This window comes from Phenylobacterium sp., assembly GCF_030654915.1.
In the GTDB taxonomy this organism is placed as follows: Bacteria; Pseudomonadota; Alphaproteobacteria; order Caulobacterales; family Caulobacteraceae; genus Phenylobacterium.
On the sequence record NZ_JAURWM010000377.1, the window covers coordinates 1 to 13,637 of the forward strand.

Here is a 13,637-nt window from a genome sequence, read left to right on the forward strand (position 1 = left end):
CTGGGCGACTTCATCGAGGACAAGAACGCGATCCTGCCCATCGACGCGGCCATCCAGTCGAACCTGCGCGAGACCACCACGCGCGTGCTCGCCTCGCTGACCCCGCGTGAGGAACGTGTCCTGCGGATGCGCTTCGGCATCGGCATGAACACCGACCACACCCTCGAAGAGGTTGGTCAGCAGTTCAGCGTCACCCGCGAACGGATCCGTCAGATCGAGGCAAAGGCGCTTCGTAAACTGAAGCATCCGTCGCGCTCGCGGAAGCTGCGCAGCTTCCTCGACAGCTAACGAACGACCCCGGATGACGGGAATGTAACACCGGCGCCCTGGTCGCGCCGTCACGCCCTCGACTAAGGTCTCTCCAGACTTGGTCGGGGGCGTTTCTATGAGTCTTTCCAGAAATCGGGCGCGGATGTTCGTTAGCGGAGCCGCTATCGCGATGCTCGCAGGGTCGGTCATGGCCGCGCCGGCGCCGGCCGCGCGCTCGGCGCAGCGGATCAAGGCCCACATCGCCTTCCTGGCTGACGACCTGCTGCAGGGCCGCGAGACCGGGACGCCCGGCTTCGATATCGCCGCGGCCTATGTCGCCTCGCAATTGGCCCAGATCGGGGTGAAGCCCGGCGCCGCCGACGGCTCTTACTTCCAGCAAGTGCCGATGAGCGGCTTCCGTTCGGCGGACGAGGGCAAGCTGTTGCTCACCCCGAAGGGCGGGGCCGCCACGCCGCTGGTGTTCGGCGAGGACTACGTGCCCGGCCGCAATCCGCTTTCGCCCACGACCCACGTGTCGGCGCCCCTGGTGTTCGTCGGCTACGGCGTGGTCGGGGGTGATCGCGACGACTATGCCGGCCTGGACGTGAAGGGGAAGATCGTGGTGGCCCTGGCGGGCGCGCCAGCCTCGCTGCAGACCGAGGAGCGCGCCTACTACGCCAGCGGCCGCACCAAGCGGCTCGCGGCCGAGGCGCGCGGCGCGGCTGGCTTCATGTCCATCAACACGCCCGCCGATGAGGTCCGCCGCCCCTTCGACGGCGCGGTCCGGAGTTGGAAAAGCTGGGGAGTCACCTGGCGCGATGGCGCCGGCAAGCCGTTTTCTCCGGCCGGCTCGACGCCTGACCTGGCGAGCATCAGCGTCAAGGGCGCGCAGAAGATCTTCGCCGGTGCGCCGCAGAGTTTCGCCGACGTGGTCAAGGCCGCCGAAGCCGGAACCCCGCCGCGCTTTGTCCTGCCCGCAAGCCTGGACGCGACGCTCAACACTGAGCTGAAGAGCGTCCAGAGCGCCAATGTGGTCGGCCTGATCCCGGGCTCCGATCCGAAGCTGAAGAACGAAGTGATCGTGCTGTCAGCCCACCTCGACCACGTTGGGATCACCAGTCCGGTCAAGGGCGACAGCATCAATAATGGCGCGATGGACAACGCCAGCGGCGTCGCCACCACCCTGGAGGTCGCCCGCGCCTTCGCCGAGGGCAAGCGGCCGCGCCGCACGCTGATGTTCCTGCTGAACACCGGCGAGGAAAAGGGTCTGGTGGGCGCCGACTACTTCGCGCGCAACCCGCCCACCTCGTGGCCGATCGTCGCCAACGTCAATCTGGACATGCCAGTCCTGACCTACGACTTCACCGACGTCGTGGCCTTCGGGGCTGAACGCTCGACGCTGGGTCCGGCCGTGCAGCGTGCGGCGGCGCGTTCGGGCGTGAAGCTGTCGGCCGATCCGATGCCGCAGGAGGGCCTGTTCACCCGCAGCGATCACTTCCGCTTCGTGGAGCAGGGCGTGCCCTCGGTGTTCCTGATGACCGGCTTCGCCAATGGCGGCGAGGCGGCCTTCACCACCTTCCTGCGGGACCACTATCACAAGCCCAGCGACGACCTTTCCCAGCCCATCGACTATGCGGCCGGGGCCAAGTTCGCCGCGATCAACTACGAGATCACCCGTGAACTGGCGGACGCCGACAAGGCGCCAACCTGGAACAAGGGCGACTTCTTCGGGACCCTGTTCGGGAAGAAGCGCTAGCGCGGATCCTGACGACGAGTGACAGAACGTCGTTCTTGGATAAGGTTGGCGCGTCAGGACCCAGGTGGACGCCATGCTGAAGGTATTTTTCATCGCTGTGGGGGCGGCGCTGCTGGGCGCGTCCGCCTCGACGGCCCAGGCGCCGAGGATGAGCCAGGCCGAGGGCCTGCAACTCGCCGAGGCCGGAGGCTTCAGGATCTCCGGCGGCAAGGCGATCAATGTCTGCGGCACGCCCTCGACGCCGAAATTCACCTATGTGGACCTGAACGGCGACGGCGCGCCCGAAGCGGTGGCCGTCGATAAGAACCCCTCCTGCTATGGCGGGGCCGGCGAGTGGTTCACCGTGGTCGCCAAGGGGCGCGATGGCCGTTGGCGCGCCATCGCACGCGACACCGGCGCCCTGACCTGGGAGCCGACTCGCACCGCCGGGTGGTTGGACGCCCGCGTGGTCAGCAACTGCGCGCGGATCTGGAAATACACCGGCGACGGCTACGTCCGCCCCAACGCCTGCGCCGCCGAACCGGCCGGGAGGGCGGCCGTGGCGGGGGGCGTCACCGCTGCCGAAAAGACCGCCGCCCTGCGCGCAGCCGGCTTCACGCAACGGGCCGGCAAGTGGACGAGCGGTGAGGGCGAGTGCGAGGCCTTCGTCGAGCCGGAGGGCGTCCGGGACCTGAACGGCGACGGCAAGCTCGAGGTGATCATCACCGAGAGCGGCACGTTCTGCTACGGCAACACCGGCCAGGGCTTCTATCTGATGACCAAAACCCCTGCCGGGGCGTGGCGAACCGTCTACCAAAGCCGAGGCATTCCCGAGATCCAGACGACCAAGGGCGCGGGGGGCTGGGCCGACATCGAAGTCGGCGGGCCGGGCTTCTGCTTCCCGATCGTCCGCTACGACGGCAAGACCTACGTCATGAACCGCCAGAAGGAATACCAGCCCGGCGCCTGCGCGCGGCGATAGGGCCTAGCGCCAGGCGTAATTGAAGCTGACGGAGATCCGTTCCTTCTTGGCGGCGTTGGCCGGGACCTCGTGGCGCAGCCAGCTTTCCCACATCAGCACCGTGCCTGGCTCGGGTTGGAGGTAGACGAAGCTGCGGGCGCTCTCGGCGGCGTCGGCCTTGCGGGGCGGCGCGGCCATCATCAGCGGCAGCCGCGGATCTTCCAGTTTCAGCGCGCTCGCGCCGGGCGGCGTGGCCACATAGACCGTGCCCGACAGCACGCTGTGCGGGTGGATGTGGCCCGAATGGGCCGCGCCCGGCTTAAGGATATTGACCCAGAGGCTGTCGAGCTTCAGCCGGCGGCGGCCTAGATCGAGTTCCAGGTCCTTGGCGAAGGCGGCCGCGTGGCGATCCAGCTTGCGCTTCAGGTCATCGAAGATGCTGGCGCGCATCGGCAGGTCGTCGAGCGAGGCGTAGGAGGTGTAGCCGCCATAGCGGTGCTCCTTGCACCAGGCGCGGCCGGCCATGTCTTCGTCGGCCAACATCCGGCAGGCATCTTCGAGCTCTTCGTTGAACGCGGCGAAGTCGCGTTCGCCGCCAAGCGAGGCTTCATAGATCTGGGTGACGAATAGGGAGCGCAGCGCCATGCCCCGGCCGCTACCGGGCCTAGTGGCGCTTGTCAAAGGCGCAGGCGCCTCAGGCGACGATGTCTAGCAGGTCGCCCGCCATGTCCTGGGCCGTGCGGATCACCGCGGCGTTGGCCGAAAACGCGTGTTTGGCGGTGATCTGCTCCACGATCTCGCCGGTGAGATCGACGTCGGCGCCGGGGACACCCATCTGGGCGACGCGGCCGGCGGAGGCCTCGAACCGGCGGCTGGCGGCCAGCATTCCATATTGAGCGGTGGCGATGGGATCCATGACTGGTCCTCCTACGTTCAGCATGCGGTCTCTGCGGTTAAGCTTTCGCGCAGGGGCGTGGTGAACAGCAGGCTAAGCATGTCGCCGCCGGAGCTGCGCCTTGGTCATGGTGTTATGATGCTCGAAACAGGAGGATTGCTGATGATACGCACAACCCTAGTCGCCTTGGTGATGCTGGCTGGGTCAGCGGGCCTCGCATCGGCCCAGGCCCCGCTGTCGCAGAATCCGCCCACCCAGACCGTCATCTGCCTGGACGTTAACGGCGCCACCTTGCCGGTCTCGTGCACGGTGCCCGCCAGCCGGCTCGATAAGCGCGAGGACATCTGCATGTGCCGCGCCGGCCGGCGGGTGGACGTGTCGATCTGCCCCACGGGCGTGCGTGCGCCGCCCGAGAACGTCGAGCTGATGAAGGCCCGCAGGCTGGCGGTGAACGACGGCAGCCTCATCGGCGACCTCTTCAAAGGCCAGCCGATGTGCGTCGAAGGCCGTAACCCCTAGAGGGCCTTGCCGAGCGCCGCGTAGGTCAGCTTCTGGAACACCGGAAGCGCCGCGCGGCCGCCCATGCGCTGACCGGTCGCCAACTGGGATGCGGCTTCCGGGCCTAGCGGCATGGAGTTCTGGATCAGATAGATCATCACCATGTCCTCGACCGGGTCGGCTTGCCACCAAGTGCCGAAGGCGCCGGGCCAGCCGAACGAGCCTTCCGAGCCGGCGCCCATCCAGGCCTGCTTCTCGGGATCGGTGATGATGGAGGCTCCAAGGCCAAAGCCCTGGCCCAACCAGAACGGGATGCCCATGAACGGGATCGATCGTTGCTCGGGCGTGAGCTGGTTGGTCAGCATCAGGTCCAGCGTCTCGCGCTTCACGTAGCGCACGCCGTCCAACTCCCCGCCGGCCAGCATCATGCGGGCGAACTTCAGATAATCGTCAGCGGTCGAGATCAGTCCGCCGCCGCCCGCGCAGAACCCGGGCGCCGCGTCGCTGTGCGGAAACGAGATATCCTGCATCTGGTCGGTCGCCGGATCGATCCGATAGAGCTTGGCCATCCGTTCGCGCTTCTCGGGCGGACACCAGAAGTCGGTATCGGTCATGCCGAGCGGCTTCAGGATCCGCTCCATGATGAAGTCGCGGTAAGGCATGCCGGCGACGCGGCCGACCAGGAAGCCCAGGACGTCGGTCGCGTGGCTGTAGTGGAAGCGCTCGCCCGGCGGATAGGACAGCGGCAGGGAGGCGAGGCGCTGCAGCCATTCATCGGGCGTGTGGAACACCAGCAGCGGCGATCCCAGGACCTCTTCATGGGCATGGGCGATCGGGCCGACCGAGGTGAAGCCATAGGCTAGGCCCGAGCGGTGGGTCATCAAGTCGTTGACGGTGATGTCGCGCGGGGCGCGATAGGTCTCGTCCAGTGGGCCGGTGGCGGACTTCAGGACCTTCATGTCCTTGAATTCCGGCATCCACTTGGTAATCGGGTCGTCGAGCTTAAGCTTGCCTTCTTCCATCAGCATGAGGGCGGCGATGGAGGTGATCGGCTTGGTCATGGAGGCGATGCGGAACATCGTGTCGCGGGTCATCGGCAGGCCGCCGGCCACGTCGCGCTGGCCTATGGTGTTGACCTGGGCGATCTCGCCCTTGCGCCACAGCAGAGTGACGAAACCTGAGAGGTCGCCGGCCTCGATCACCGGTTTCAGCGCGGCGGGGATCGCCGCCAGACCTTCGGAAGAAAAGCCGCCCAGAGCCTGATCGCCGTCCATGTCGCCTCGCCCATGCCTGCGTCGGGTCCGCCATGGCCCAACGTCGAGCGAGATATGGGCGGCTTGACGCGGGGCTCGTCAAGCATACTTCGCCTTCGAAAGCTGGCGCCCTACTGCCGGGTCGGCGCCTCGTAGGTGGCCATCATCTCGCCCTGGGCCAGGGTGTGGCCCTTGAGGATGTGCAGCAGTTCGGCGAGCGGCGTGTCGGGGCCTACCTCGACCTGCTGATCCAGGGCGAAGAGCTGGAAATAGTAGCGATGGACGCCGTGGCCCTGGGGCGGGCGCGGGCCAAACCAGCCGTAGTCGCCATTGTCGTTGCGGCCCTGGATGATGGGGTGAGGCGGATCGATGCGCTGGGCCAGCGGCACGCCCTCAGGCAGGCCGCCAGCCTCCGGCGGAATATTCCAGATCATCCAGTGAAGGTAGGGCTTCTCCTGCGGCGCATCGGGATCCTCGACGATCAGGGCGTAGCTCTGCGCCCCTTCGACGTCGGTCCAGGTCAGGGGCGGCGAGCGGTTCTCATGATAGGCCGAATGGCGATCGGCCAGCCGGCCGTCGGGCTCCTGCGACGGGGACATCACGACGATTCCGCTCTCATTGCGGGGCTGGACCTTAAAGATGGTGATGGTTTCGCCCGAGTGGGCCGGGGTGCTCATGGGGTGCGCTCCTCTGAACAACGACAACCGGTTTGAATGCGGCTTGGTTGCGCGACTGGGCAATTGCCCCTAGCTCAAGATATGTCCTGGCTCATTGGCAATCTGGCTCGCTTCCTGCGCCCGCTGACGCTCGCGGCCCTGGCGATGGCCGCCGGGGCCTGTACGCCGCTGGGCCTTTTCGCCACCTTCACGCCGCGCGACCCGGCGGTGCTCGGCGCGGTGGATCAAGCCTATGGCGACAAGGCGCGCCAAACGCTTGACGTCTACGCCCCGCGCCAGATCGACGCCTCGCGGCCGATCGCGGTTTTCCTCTATGGCGGCGGCTGGGAAAAGGGGCGCAAGTGGGACTATGGCTGGGTGGCCCAGGCCCTGGCGGCTCGGGGCTTCGTTGTCGTCCTGCCTGACTATCGGCTCTATCCCGACGTCCGTTTCCCTGACTTCCTGAGAGACAACGCCGAGGCGGTCCGCTGGGCCGTGGACCACGCCGGCGCCTATGGCGGCGATCCCAATCGCATCGTGCTGCTCGGTCACTCGGCGGGCGCCTACAACGCCGTGATGCTAGGCCTTGATCCCAGCTATCTGGAGGCGGCCGGTGTCGACCCCTCGCACATCCGCGCCGTGGCGGGCATTGCCGGCCCCTACGACTTCCTGCCGCTGACGCCGGATATGGACGGGGTGTTCGGTCACGCCTCGGACGTCGCCCTGACTCAACCCCTAAATTTCGTGCGGCCGGACGCGCCGCCCATGCTGCTGGTCACCGGCGACGCCGACGTGGTGGTGGATCCGGCGAACACCACGGTCCTGGCCCGGGCGCTCGGTTCGGCGGGCGCGAGCGTCCAGGAAAAGCACTATCCGAATGTCGGCCACAACGAGATCATGGCCGCCATGTCGCGGCCCTTTCGTGACCGAGTCCCGGTCCTGAGCGACATCTCCGACTTCCTGATGCGCGAAGCCGACTGATCGGCCGCCGACGCCGTCGGGTCGGCGGTCATTTCTTTTTGGCCGATGAGATTGTCAGGCCGCCGCTGCCCACCCGCTATCCGTCTCAAAAATATGAAGTCTTGGTCGCGGCCCTCGCGCCTTGTCGGCGCGACATATTGACGTTACGTCAATCTCGCTGCGGTGCGGCAATTGTGCAGGGGAGTGTTCGAGGTTATATCCGACGGCCCTCGGTTTCCGGGGTTTTGTGCATCGCACGTAGAAGGACCGCCTATGCTGGTGACCCTGATGAAGGCCAAGCTGCATCGCGCGACGGTGACGCAGGCCGATCTCGAATATGAAGGCTCGATCGCGATTGATCGCGACCTGCTGGACGCTTCGGGCATCCTCCCGCACGAGCAGGTCGACGTACTGAACATCACCACGGGCGCGCGCTTCACCACCTACGCCATCGAGGCTCCGCGCGGCTCCAAGGTCATCGGCGTCAACGGCGCCGCCGCCCGCCTCGTCCAAAAGGGCGACAAGGTCATTGTCGTGACCTACGGCATGCTGCCGGAAGAAGAAGCCCGCAACTACTCGCCGAGCGTCGTGCTGTTGGACGACGGCAACCACATCAAGCACGCGGCCTGATGATCCGCCTCGCCGCCCTGGGCCTATCGGCGGCGATCCTGTCGGCTTGCGCCCCTGGCGCGCCGGCAGGGGTGGAGAAGGCCAAGCTCGACGACGCCGTGTCGCGGGCTATTGGGGATCCTGGCACCTGCGTTCTGATCGGGCAGGGGGGCAAGGTCGCCTATCGCTACGGCACCAATGTCATCTGCGGGCGCAAGCTGCCGACGTGCGAGGGTAGCGGCGTGCAAGCCGTTTCCGACCTGTTGGCCGTGGCGCCGACGTCGGGTCCGCCGAAGACGGCGAGCTGCCGCAGCAATCCCGAAGGCACCCGTATCGTGGCCTGGGCGGCCGGTCCCGTCGAGGGCTCGGACCTTGTCTTCGCCGCGGTGATGGAGGGCGATGAAATCCCGCCGGGCGTGATCATCGCCGACAAGCTCAAGACCGCCTTCGCCCGAGCTGGCCTGGGCGCGAAGTAGCCCTCCTCCCGCGAGGGGAGAAGGGCTGGCGCTCAGCGCCTATTTCGTCAGTTCATAGAGACCGTTGATGTCGATGCGGACGCTCAGTTCGCCGGCCGACACCGGAACGCTGTCCCCAGCCTTTTCCATGCGGGCATAGGCCATCATCGGCGCGGGCGGGGGGCCGCCCGAATAGCCGCCGCTTTCGCTGAGCGTCACCAAACGCCCGACGCGGTGGCCGGTGGCCTTGGCGTAAAGGTCGGCCTTCGCGGCCAACGCCTTCACGGCCGCGTGGCGGGCGGCGTCCTCGGCGGCGCTCGGATCCTTGAGGCCGAACGAGATGCCGTTCACCTGATTGGCGCCGGCCTTCACCGTGGCGTCGACCGCCTGGCCCAGCTTGTTCAGGTCATTCACGGTGATCGTCACCTGGTTGGAGGCCTGGTAGCCGCGCAGCTTCGGCGGTTCGTTCTGCACATAGTCGTACTGCGGGCTCAGGTTCAGGCCCGAGGTTTGAATTTCCTTGTCGGCGATGCCGGCCTTGCGCAGGGCGGCGATCATGGACGTCATCTGCGTGTTGTTCGCGGTCAGGGCCGCCGCGGCGGTCGGGGCCTCGGTCTGCACGCCGAGATTGATCGTCGCCTTGTCGGGCGCGATGCGGGTCTCGCCGTAGGCCGAGAGGTTGAGGGTCGTGGCTTTGAACATCGAATCTGCCGAAGGCGGAGGGGTCTGTGCGAAAGCGGCGGGCGCGGCGGCGGTCGCGAGAAGAAGAGCCATAGCGCCGGCGCGAACGAGGGTTTTCATCAGGATCTCCAAAATCACCCGTTTTCCGGGCGTCCCATGCATCGGATGATGAACGGAGTTGTCCTTCTGACAAAGCGAAGCTGAACGGCAGCTTTAAGGCGCGTGCAGGTCATGGTAACCCGCACGTGCTGCTGCAGGGGCCTGTAGCTCAATGGTTAGAGCCGACCGCTCATAACGGTCTGGTTGTAGGTTCGAGTCCTACCGGGCCCACCAGCAGCGCCTTCCCTCGAAAATTCACCTGTGTTCCCCGAGACGCCCGGCGATCCAGGCGGGTTGCGCAGCTTTTTCGGTCTCAAGACAAGGCGCGCAATTGACTTGGGACGGCTGGCGACCGATCAGCGAACGCTGCGGGGGCGCCCGCGCGTCCATCAAGTTCGCAGAGTGAAGGTATCCAGGTCTTGCGCACGCAAATCGTTCATCCCGGCGCCGACAACCTGCGCTACGAAATCCGCCAGATCGTTGAGGTCGCGCGCGCCATCGAGGCGACCGGCGCAGCGATTCGCTGGGAGAACATTGGCGACCCGGTGGCCAAGGGCGAACGCGTCCCCGACTGGATCAAGCAAATCGTCATCCAGGCCGCGGGCGAGGACCTGAGCTTCGCCTACTCGCCGACCAAGGGCCTGGAAGAGGCGCGCAACTACATCGCCGATGAGCGCAATCTCGAGGGCGGCATCCAGATCACGGCCGAGGACATCCTGTTCTTCAACGGCCTGGGAGACGCCATCTCGACCATCTATGGCGCCCTGCATCCCAAGGCCCGCGTCATCGGTCCGAACCCGGCCTATCCGACCCACTCTTCGGCCGAGGCCGCGCACGCCGGCGCTCCGCACATCACCTATCGCCTGGATCCGGAGAACGGCTGGAAGCCCGACCTGGCGGATCTGGAGGCCAAGGTGGTCGCCAATCCGGACATCGCGGCGATCATCATCATCAATCCGGATAACCCGACGGGCTTCGTCTATCCGGAGGAAACGCTCGCCGCGATCGTCGAAATCGCCGCGCGCTATGGCCTGTTCGTCATTTCCGACGAGATCTATTCGAACCTGGCCTACCGGGACAGCGGGATGCGCAAGCTCGCCTCGGTGATCGGCAAGGTGCCGGCCATCGCCATGCGCGGCATCTCCAAGGAATTCCCCTGGCCGGGCGCCCGCTGTGGCTGGATCGAGATCTACAATCGCGATCAGGACGCGAACTTCGACCGCTTCGCCAAGTCCCTGCTGGAAGCCAAGATGCTGGAGGTCTGCGCCACCACCTTGCCGCAGAAGGTGCTGCCGCGGGTCATGGGCGACGAGCGCTACTATCCTTACCTGGAGACCCGGGTCTCCACTTACGACCGCCGCGCTCGGCGCGCGGTCGAGGTGTTGGGCAGCCTGCCCGAGGTGATCATCCATCCAGCGCGCGGCGCCTTCTATATGACGGCGGTCTTCCGGGCCGGCGCGCTGCGACCGGACCAGAGCCTGCCCTTGGCGCCGCAGGCGCAGGCCATCATCGGCCCGCAGCTGGGAGAGGCCCTCGACGCCCGGTTCGTCTATTACCTGCTGGGCGCCACCGGGATTTGCGTGGTGCCGCTGTCCACCGGCTTCAACTCCGACCTCGAGGGGTTCCGCTTCACCTTGTTGGAGCCTGACGAGCAAAAGTTCGAGGTCATCCTGCAGGACATGCGCGAGGCGCTTGTTGCCTATCTGGCGAGCGGCGCGCGGGGAAATCCGGCTTCCGCGCAGCTGGCGGCCGTCGACTAGGCGCCGCCCTCGGCGCGCCTCGTGGACTAGATTCGGGGCGCGACATCTTCGACGCGCGGCATTGCGTGTGGGACGATAGCGCCTAGGTGCGTCGTGCGACGGCGACTGATACACGGGGCGGCGCGTCCCCGGGCGCCGAGGAATCAAGAAGCGACTATGTCAAAGATGAACATCGGCAAGGCCATCATCCTGAGCGCAGGCCAGGGCCGGCGTCTCTCGCCCCTGACCGACACCCGGCCGAAGTGCCTGATCGAGCTGTCGGGCAAGAGCGTGCTGCACTGGCAGTTGCTGCACCTGAAGGCCGCCGGCCTGAAGGAGGTCGTGGTGATGACCGGCTTCGGCGCGGACGCCGTCGAGGCGGAGATCGCCCAGATCGCGCTGCCGGATCTCAAGGTCCGCACGCTGTTCAACCCGTTCTATGGTCTGACCGACAATCTGGCGACCTGCTGGCTGGCGCGCGATGAGATGCGCGGCGCATTCCTGCTGCTGAACGGCGACACGCTTTTCGAGCCCGCCATCGCCTCGCGCCTGCTGGATGCGCCGGTCTCGGCGGTCACGGTGACCGTCGACCGCAAGAGCGCCTACGACGCCGACGATATGAAGGTGCTGACCGAGGGCGGGCGCTTGCTGGCCATCGGCAAGACCATCACGGCCTTCGACGCTGAATCAATCGGCTTCCTGCGCTTCTCGGTCGAGGGCGCGACGGCGTTCGTGCGCACGGTCGAGCAGATCATGCGCACGCCTGAGGGCCTGAAGCGCTGGTATCTGAGCGTCATCAACGAGATGGCCCAGAGTGGCGAAGAGGTTTCGGTCGTCTCCATCCAGGGCCTGGACTGGGCCGAGATGGACTTCCCCGAAGACGTGGCGCGCAATCTCGAGCTGACGCAGAGCTGGTCGCGCCAGCCGGTCGCGGTCTAGCCTTCGACCAGCCGGCGCACGAGGTCGAGGTCGGCGGGCTTGTCCACATCGACCGCGGCCAGGCCATAGGGCGTGCGCACAGCCGCGGCCTCAACGCCGGCTTTGCGGCCTAGGCGCTGGACGGCGTCGTCGAGCGTCAGGCGGCCCAGCAGATAGCCGATCAGCATGCGTGGGCCGAGCATGGCCGCGATCTTCCACGGCTGCTTGCGGTGGGCCTCCACCTGGCGCCAGAGGTCGATGACCGCCAGGGCGCGTTCGTTGCGCAGGTAGAAGAGGTTGCAGCCGGAATAGCGCCCGTCGCGGAATTTCATGTAGCTGCGGATCGTATCGGGAGCCGCGGCGCGCACCGCGGCCTCCGGCGCCAGCAAGGCCGCGACATCGGCGTGGTCGGGAATGTCGGCCAGAAACCGTTGGATCCACTCAGGTTGCAGCAGCGCATGATCGACCGTGGTGACCAGCACCGGGAGGCCTAGCGCCCGCGCGCCTTGGCCGACGCTCACGCTCGGGCTGCCGGAGGCGGGCAGGGCCTCGAGCTGAGCCTTGGTCTCAAGCTCTTTCAGCGCCGCGATGATCGCCCCGTCAGAGGCCGAGACGCCGATATGGCTCGCGCCGGCGCGGTCCAGCGCCCCGATCACTCGGGCGAGCAGGGTCTCGCCGCCGAGTTCGATCAGCCCCTTGTGCGAGACGTCGGCGTAGGCGCAGAGCGCGTCGGGCTCGCCGCGCGACCCGGCCAGCACCAGGGCGGTGAACGGCTTCACGCCAGCGCCTTCTCATAGATGCGGTAGGTCTTGTAGACTCGCCCGCCGGCCCGCTCGCAGATGTTCCGCATGGCAAGGTTGTCTTCCAGGATCCAGGACATCTCGCACTGCTCGTAGCCGAGCTTTCTGGCCTCGCCACCGGCGGCGTCGATCAGCTGGAAGGGTAGGAGTTGGCCGCGCAGGGTGCCGGCGAATTTTCGCTTCACGCCCATCAGCGGCACCCGGATCGACTTCACGCGGCGGACCTTGAGCCGCCACAGCAGCTTGGCCCAGCCGAACGGCGCGAGCTTGCCGTCCAGATCGGCGATGGCTTCGTTCAGGTTCGGCAACGCCGCCACGAACCCGGCGGTCTCGCCGTCGATCTCGGCGAACCAGACCATGCGATGATCGATCACCGCGCGCAGCGCCTTGGCGAGTTGGCGGGTCTCGGCCTCGGTGGTGGGGGTGAAGCCCCAATTGCCGCTCCAAGCGTCATTGAGGATGTCGGTCAGGGCCGCGACCTCGGCGTCATAGCGCTTCATGTCGAGCATCCGCAGGGTCACGCCGGGCGCGGCCCCTCGGCGCACGCGCCGCAGCACCGCCTCGGGCATGTCGTCGCTCATCTTGGACAGATAGGCGTAGATGTCCTTGGCCTTGACGTAGCCCTGGGCCTCGATCTGGGGGCCGGCATAGGCCGGATCATGGCCCATCATCACCATCGGCGGAGTGTCGAACCCGTCGACCAGCAGCCCGACCTCTTCGTTGATCGAGAGGTTGAACGGACCGACCGCGCTGACGCAGCCGCGCGCCTTCAGCCAGGCCTCGGCGGTTTCCAGCAGCTTGGCGAACACCTCGGCGTCGTCCTCGGCGGCGATCATCCCGAAATTGCCGGCCGGGGCCTGCGGATCGGTGGGCGACAGGGCGTCGATCTGAGCGCTGATCCGGCCCACGTCGCGGCCGTCTCGGCTGGCGATCCACATCTGGACCTCGGCGTGGTCGAAGAAGGGATTGGATTTTGGGGTCAGCGCCGCCTGACGCTCGCTGATCAGCGGGGCGATCCAGGCCGGATCGCTGGCGTTCAGCCTCATCGGCAGTCGGATGAACCGCGCCAATTCGGCCTTCGACGCGACCTCGGTAATGATCAGCGGGCCGCGCACGCCGGAACTCAAGA

General features: G+C 66.7%; 16 protein-coding genes and 1 tRNA gene. 10 read left to right on the forward strand and 7 right to left on the reverse strand.

Annotation, left to right across the window (positions count from 1 at the left end; translation table 11 throughout):
* From Q7T84_RS19335 to Q7T84_RS19345, 3 genes are all read left to right on the forward strand, one after another.
* Positions 1-288, forward strand: a 288-nt coding sequence (locus Q7T84_RS19335) for a sigma-70 family RNA polymerase sigma factor (protein ID WP_304812260.1), incomplete at its 5' end; no start/stop codon positions are given.
* 151 nt (positions 289-439) lie between these two features.
* Positions 440-2,005, forward strand: coding sequence for a M28 family metallopeptidase (locus Q7T84_RS19340; RefSeq protein WP_304812262.1), 1,566 nt, complete (start codon positions 440-442; stop codon positions 2,003-2,005).
* A 73-nt stretch (positions 2,006-2,078) separates the two neighbouring features.
* Entirely contained in the window at positions 2,079-2,966 is an 888-nt protein-coding gene (locus tag Q7T84_RS19345) for a hypothetical protein (protein ID WP_304812265.1), read from the forward strand.
* 3 nt (positions 2,967-2,969) lie between these two features.
* Here Q7T84_RS19345 and Q7T84_RS19350 read toward each other — a convergent pair whose 3' ends face one another.
* Together Q7T84_RS19350 and Q7T84_RS19355 are read right to left on the reverse strand one after the other, a co-directional pair.
* Positions 2,970-3,590 (reverse strand): TIGR02466 family protein, encoded by a 621-nt coding sequence (locus Q7T84_RS19350; protein ID WP_304812267.1) that lies wholly within the window; start codon positions 3,588-3,590, stop codon positions 2,970-2,972.
* 49 nt (positions 3,591-3,639) lie between these two features.
* Positions 3,640-3,861: a flagellar basal body rod C-terminal domain-containing protein gene (locus Q7T84_RS19355; protein ID WP_304812270.1), complete on the reverse strand. Its 222-nt coding sequence runs from the start codon at positions 3,859-3,861 to the stop codon at positions 3,640-3,642.
* 141 nt (positions 3,862-4,002) lie between these two features.
* On the opposite strand from Q7T84_RS19355, the gene Q7T84_RS19360 reads away from it, so the two are divergent.
* Positions 4,003-4,359, forward strand: a complete 357-nt coding sequence (locus Q7T84_RS19360; RefSeq protein WP_304812272.1) for a hypothetical protein — start codon at positions 4,003-4,005, stop codon at positions 4,357-4,359.
* Here Q7T84_RS19360 and Q7T84_RS19365 read toward each other — a convergent pair.
* Positions 4,356-5,612 (reverse strand): serine hydrolase, encoded by a 1,257-nt coding sequence (locus Q7T84_RS19365; protein WP_304812274.1) that lies wholly within the window; start codon positions 5,610-5,612, stop codon positions 4,356-4,358. The genes Q7T84_RS19360 and Q7T84_RS19365 overlap by 4 nt on opposite strands.
* A 110-nt stretch (positions 5,613-5,722) precedes the next feature.
* Positions 5,723-6,268 carry a YbhB/YbcL family Raf kinase inhibitor-like protein gene (locus Q7T84_RS19370; RefSeq protein ID WP_304812276.1) on the reverse strand — a complete coding sequence of 182 codons (546 nt, stop codon included), beginning with the start codon at positions 6,266-6,268 and terminating at the stop codon, positions 5,723-5,725.
* A gap of 81 nt (positions 6,269-6,349) precedes the next feature.
* On the opposite strand from Q7T84_RS19370, the gene Q7T84_RS19375 reads away from it, so the two are divergent.
* The 3 genes from Q7T84_RS19375 to Q7T84_RS19385 all read left to right on the forward strand — a co-directional run bounded on the left by Q7T84_RS19375 (position 6,350) and on the right by Q7T84_RS19385 (position 8,292).
* On the forward strand, positions 6,350-7,228 hold the full coding sequence (locus Q7T84_RS19375; protein ID WP_304812283.1) for an alpha/beta hydrolase: 879 nt from the start codon (positions 6,350-6,352) through the stop codon (positions 7,226-7,228).
* 252 nt (positions 7,229-7,480) lie between these two features.
* On the forward strand, positions 7,481-7,837 hold the full coding sequence (gene panD / locus Q7T84_RS19380; protein ID WP_304812286.1) for an aspartate 1-decarboxylase: 357 nt from the start codon (positions 7,481-7,483) through the stop codon (positions 7,835-7,837).
* A complete protein-coding gene (locus tag Q7T84_RS19385; protein WP_304812288.1) occupies positions 7,837-8,292 on the forward strand; it encodes a hypothetical protein in 456 nt (151 codons plus the stop codon). The genes panD and Q7T84_RS19385 overlap by 1 nt, the downstream gene beginning before the upstream one ends.
* A 39-nt stretch (positions 8,293-8,331) precedes the next feature.
* On the opposite strand, the gene Q7T84_RS19390 is transcribed toward Q7T84_RS19385, so the two are convergent.
* Positions 8,332-8,973: an SIMPL domain-containing protein gene (locus Q7T84_RS19390; protein WP_370653690.1), complete on the reverse strand. Its 642-nt coding sequence runs from the start codon at positions 8,971-8,973 to the stop codon at positions 8,332-8,334.
* Positions 8,974-9,209: 236 nt separating this feature from the next.
* Between Q7T84_RS19390 and Q7T84_RS19395 the strand changes: the two genes are divergently transcribed.
* The 3 genes from Q7T84_RS19395 to Q7T84_RS19405 all read left to right on the forward strand — a co-directional run bounded on the left by Q7T84_RS19395 (position 9,210) and on the right by Q7T84_RS19405 (position 11,729).
* Positions 9,210-9,285: transfer RNA gene (locus Q7T84_RS19395), tRNA-Ile, on the forward strand.
* Positions 9,286-9,470: 185 nt separating this feature from the next.
* Complete coding sequence (locus tag Q7T84_RS19400) at positions 9,471-10,811, forward strand: pyridoxal phosphate-dependent aminotransferase (RefSeq protein ID WP_304812292.1); 1,341 nt, start codon at positions 9,471-9,473, stop codon at positions 10,809-10,811.
* A 156-nt stretch (positions 10,812-10,967) separates the two neighbouring features.
* Positions 10,968-11,729: an NTP transferase domain-containing protein gene (locus tag Q7T84_RS19405; RefSeq protein ID WP_304812294.1), complete on the forward strand. Its 762-nt coding sequence runs from the start codon at positions 10,968-10,970 to the stop codon at positions 11,727-11,729.
* Here the strand turns inward: Q7T84_RS19405 and Q7T84_RS19410 are convergent.
* Both Q7T84_RS19410 and Q7T84_RS19415 read right to left on the reverse strand, forming a co-directional pair.
* A complete protein-coding gene (locus Q7T84_RS19410; protein WP_304812296.1) occupies positions 11,726-12,487 on the reverse strand; it encodes a nucleotidyltransferase family protein in 762 nt (253 codons plus the stop codon). The genes Q7T84_RS19405 and Q7T84_RS19410 overlap by 4 nt on opposite strands.
* On the reverse strand, positions 12,484-13,635 hold the full coding sequence (locus Q7T84_RS19415) for a dATP pyrophosphohydrolase (RefSeq protein WP_304812298.1): 1,152 nt from the start codon (positions 13,633-13,635) through the stop codon (positions 12,484-12,486). The genes Q7T84_RS19410 and Q7T84_RS19415 overlap by 4 nt, the downstream gene beginning before the upstream one ends.
* Between the last annotated feature and the right edge of the window lie 2 nt (positions 13,636-13,637).

Bases quoted from the DNA above. Each gene is read 5' to 3' on its own strand.
- Q7T84_RS19340 (WP_304812262.1), top strand. From the start codon at position 440: ATGCTCGCAGGGTCGGTCATGGCCGCGCCGGCGCCGGCCGCGCGCTCG.
- Q7T84_RS19345 (WP_304812265.1), top strand. From the start codon at position 2,079: ATGCTGAAGGTATTTTTCATCGCTGTGGGGGCGGCGCTGCTGGGCGCG.
- Q7T84_RS19350 (WP_304812267.1), bottom strand. From the start codon at position 3,590: ATGGCGCTGCGCTCCCTATTCGTCACCCAGATCTATGAAGCCTCGCTT.
- Q7T84_RS19355 (WP_304812270.1), bottom strand. From the start codon at position 3,861: ATGGATCCCATCGCCACCGCTCAATATGGAATGCTGGCCGCCAGCCGC.
- Q7T84_RS19360 (WP_304812272.1), top strand. From the start codon at position 4,003: ATGATACGCACAACCCTAGTCGCCTTGGTGATGCTGGCTGGGTCAGCG.
- Q7T84_RS19365 (WP_304812274.1), bottom strand. From the start codon at position 5,612: ATGGACGGCGATCAGGCTCTGGGCGGCTTTTCTTCCGAAGGTCTGGCG.
- Q7T84_RS19370 (WP_304812276.1), bottom strand. From the start codon at position 6,268: ATGAGCACCCCGGCCCACTCGGGCGAAACCATCACCATCTTTAAGGTC.
- Q7T84_RS19375 (WP_304812283.1), top strand. From the start codon at position 6,350: ATGTCCTGGCTCATTGGCAATCTGGCTCGCTTCCTGCGCCCGCTGACG.
- panD (WP_304812286.1), top strand. From the start codon at position 7,481: ATGCTGGTGACCCTGATGAAGGCCAAGCTGCATCGCGCGACGGTGACG.
- Q7T84_RS19385 (WP_304812288.1), top strand. From the start codon at position 7,837: ATGATCCGCCTCGCCGCCCTGGGCCTATCGGCGGCGATCCTGTCGGCT.
- Q7T84_RS19390 (WP_370653690.1), bottom strand. From the start codon at position 8,973: ATGTTCAAAGCCACGACCCTCAACCTCTCGGCCTACGGCGAGACCCGC.
- Q7T84_RS19405 (WP_304812294.1), top strand. From the start codon at position 10,968: ATGTCAAAGATGAACATCGGCAAGGCCATCATCCTGAGCGCAGGCCAG.